This is a genomic window from Acidocella sp. (assembly GCF_052326845.1).
Lineage (GTDB): Bacteria > Pseudomonadota > Alphaproteobacteria > Acetobacterales > Acetobacteraceae > Acidocella.
The window spans coordinates 1-3,077 of sequence record NZ_JBKQJR010000207.1; the positions used below are offsets into that span (position 1 = coordinate 1).

Genomic DNA, 3,077 nt, shown 5'->3' on the forward strand with positions numbered 1-3,077 from the left:
CAACGCGGGTGGTGCAGATGGAGCCCGGGCCGATGCCGATCTTCACCGCGTCGGCGCCAGCGTCGATCAGCGCCTTCGCGCCATCGGGCGTGGCGACGTTGCCGGCGATGATCTGCACGTTGTTGGAGGCCTTCTTGATGCGGGTGACGGCCTGCAGCACGCCTTCTGAATGGCCATGGGCGGTGTCCACCACCACCACGTCCACCCCGGCATCCACCAGGGCGGCGGCACGCTCGGCGCCGTCATTGCCCACGCCGGTGGCGGCGGCCACGCGCAGGCGGCCCAGCTCATCCTTGTTGGCCAGCGGGTGGGCCTCGGCCTTGTCCATGTCCTTCACGGTAAGCAGGCCGATGCAATGGTAGTTATCGTCCACCACCAGCAGCCGCTCCAGCCGGCGCTTGTGCAGGATCGCCCGCGCCTCCTCGGGCGAGACGCCCGGCTTCACCACGGCGAGGTTCTCGCGGGTCATCAGCTCGTAGATTTTGGCGCCGGGGTCGGTGGCGAAGCGCACGTCACGGTGGGTGAGAATGCCGACCAGCTTGCCGTCGCGCTCCACCACCGGGAAGCCGGAGATGTTGTGGATCTGCATCAGCGCGCGGGCATCGGCGAGCGTCTGGTCAGGGTAGATGGTCAGCGGGTTCACCACCATGCCGCTCTCGAACTTCTTTACCCGGCGGACCTCGGCGGCCTGCTGCTCGATGGTGAAATTCTTGTGAATCACGCCGATACCGCCCTGCTGCGCCATGGCGATGGCCATCGCAGCCTCGGTCACCGTGTCCATGGCGGCGGAGATGAGCGGGATGTTCAGCGAAATCTCGCGCGTCAGCCGCGTGGCGGTGCTCACCGCATTAGGCAGAACCTGGGAATAAGCGGGAACCAGCAAGACATCGTCGAACGCGAGCGCATCCATGATGCGATCGGAAAAATCCAGCTGGAAAGGAGTGTCGGATGCCATGGCCGCGCTTTCAAATTTAAGACCTTGGCGGTTCCCAATAACCGGACCCGGCGCGCGGGGCAAGGGCGCAACTATGCGGGGCGGAAACCTGTCGCCACCACGTACATCTCTTTCGAGTCCTTGCGGCTGGCCGGGGGCTTGGCGTGGCGCACCACGCGGAAGCGCTGCTTGAGCGTGTCCAGCATGTTCTTCTCCGCCCCGCCCTGGAACAGCTTGCACACAAAGGCGCCGTCAGGGGCCAGGATATCGCAGGCAAAGGCCAGCGCCGTCTCGGCCAGGGCCATGATGCGAATATGGTCGGTGGCGACATGGCCGTAGGTGTTGGGCGCCATGTCCGAGAGCACGAGGTCGGCCTTGCCGCCGAGCAGTTCCTCCAGCCGCTGCTCCATGCCCTCCTCCAGGAAGTCGCCCTGGATGAACTCCGCCCCGGTTACGGGCTCGATGGGCAGCAGATCGATGCCGACGACACTGGCAGCACCTCGGGCCAGCGCCACCTGGGACCAGCCGCCCGGCGCCGCGCCAAGGTCCAGCACACGCGCGCCCTTGGTGATGAGATGGTATTTCTCGTCCAGCTCGATGAGCTTGAAGGCCGCGCGCGAGCGCCAGCCCTGTGCCTTTGCCGCCGTTACATAGGGGTCGTTAAGCTGACGTTGCAGCCAGCGCTGCGACGAGGTGGAGAGCTTGCGCGCATTTTTAAGCCGCACCGCATCGCGGCGTGGCGGCAGGGAAGAACCGGTGGTCATGCGTGAAAAAGATTCCGTTTAGGCGTGGAGACAGTGCGCATCAGCCTCATTAGCATGCCTTCGCGCAGACCGCGATCGGCGACAACGAGTTCCGGCACCTGCCAGAGTTCATGGATGGCGGCGAAGATGGCGCAGCCGGGCAGGACGAAGTCCACCCGTTCCTGGCCGATGCAGGGGTGGCGGCTCAGCCCCTCGCGCCCCAGGGCGCGGGCTTCGGCCAGGGCGTCATCCACCGCATCGCGGGTCAGCGAGATGCCATCCACCAGGCCGCGCCGGTAGCGTTCCAGCTTCAGCGACACACCGGCCAGGGTCGTCACGGTGCCGGAGGTGCCGATCATGAGGACCCCGCCGCGGCGGATTTCCTCGCCGATGCGGTGCACCTCCTCGAAGGGGCGCAACATGGCGGCGATGTCATCCACCAGCCGGGAGAAGCCGTCAGGGCTATAGCAGCTGCTGGCCGAGCGCTCGGACAGGGTGACCACGCCGACCGGCAAGGAGACATAGCCGACAAGCTCCGGCGGGGCGCACTCGTTGATCCGCACCCAGGCGATTTCCGTCGAGCCGCCGCCGATGTCGAACAGCAGGGCGCGACGCCCGTCCCTGGACAACAGGGAGGCGCAGCTCTCCATCGCCAGCTCGGCTTCCTCGCGCGGGTTGATGATCTCCAGCGGCAGGCCTGTGGCCTCGCGGGCGCGGGAGATGAACTCCGCGCCGTTCTCTGCTTGGCGGCAGGCCTCGGTGGCGATGGCGCGCAGCTTCAGCGGCCCGGTATTGTCCTCGCCCGCCCAGCGGCGGACACGCTCGGCGCAGATATTCAGCGAGGCGATAGCCCGGTCCATGGCGGATGATGAGAGCCGGCCGGTTTCGTACAGCCCCTCGCCCAGGCGTACGACGCGGGAAAAACTGTCCAGCACGTGAAAGCCATTGGCCGAGGGGGTGCCAACAAGCATGCGGCAGTTATTTGTGCCGAGATCGATGCTGCCAAACACCGGCCGACGCCAAGCACGGCGCGAATCGGCCGATTTGGCATGGCTCGAAGTGAAAAATTGGCTGCCCATCGTCCTAGTTACTACCCGTTTGTCTTAATATAATCGCGCTTTATGTGGTGTGGGCAAGCTGGAATTGGCCACTCGGGGGCCGTATGGTTAAATTTATGACGAGAAGGTGACGCTACAAGGCTTGCCGAACGCTTCAAGCAATGGTAGCCAGCCTCCGCACCGCCGCTGGGGGATAGTTTAGCGGTAGAACACCTGGCTCTGACCCGGGTAGCCTTGGTTCGAATCCAGGTCCCCCAGCCACCGCACGCACAACTCCATAGAAACTCTGGCTTTTATGTCCCGGTCAACACGCCGGGCCTCAAGCTTGGCCAGATGTTCTCA

At 65.0% G+C, this 3,077-nt stretch carries 3 protein-coding genes and 1 tRNA gene; 1 reads left to right on the forward strand and 3 read right to left on the reverse strand.

What is annotated here, in order from left to right; genetic code table 11:
- The 3 genes from guaB to ACLPJJ_RS13865 all read right to left on the reverse strand — a co-directional run.
- Positions 1–955, reverse strand: a 955-nt coding sequence (guaB, locus tag ACLPJJ_RS13855) for an IMP dehydrogenase (RefSeq protein ID WP_443591580.1), incomplete at its 3' end; no start/stop codon positions are given.
- A 71-nt stretch (positions 956–1,026) separates the two neighbouring features.
- The gene (locus ACLPJJ_RS13860; RefSeq protein ID WP_443591581.1) at positions 1,027–1,698 is read right to left on the reverse strand and encodes an RlmE family RNA methyltransferase; all 672 of its coding nucleotides are present in this window, start codon (positions 1,696–1,698) and stop codon (positions 1,027–1,029) included.
- Complete coding sequence (locus ACLPJJ_RS13865) at positions 1,695–2,687, reverse strand: Ppx/GppA phosphatase family protein (RefSeq protein ID WP_443591582.1); 993 nt, start codon at positions 2,685–2,687, stop codon at positions 1,695–1,697. The genes ACLPJJ_RS13860 and ACLPJJ_RS13865 overlap by 4 nt, the downstream gene beginning before the upstream one ends.
- Positions 2,688–2,922: 235 nt before the next feature.
- On the opposite strand from ACLPJJ_RS13865, the gene ACLPJJ_RS13870 reads away from it, so the two are divergent.
- Positions 2,923–2,996 (forward strand) — tRNA-Gln (locus tag ACLPJJ_RS13870).
- Positions 2,997–3,077: the final 81 nt, after the last annotated feature.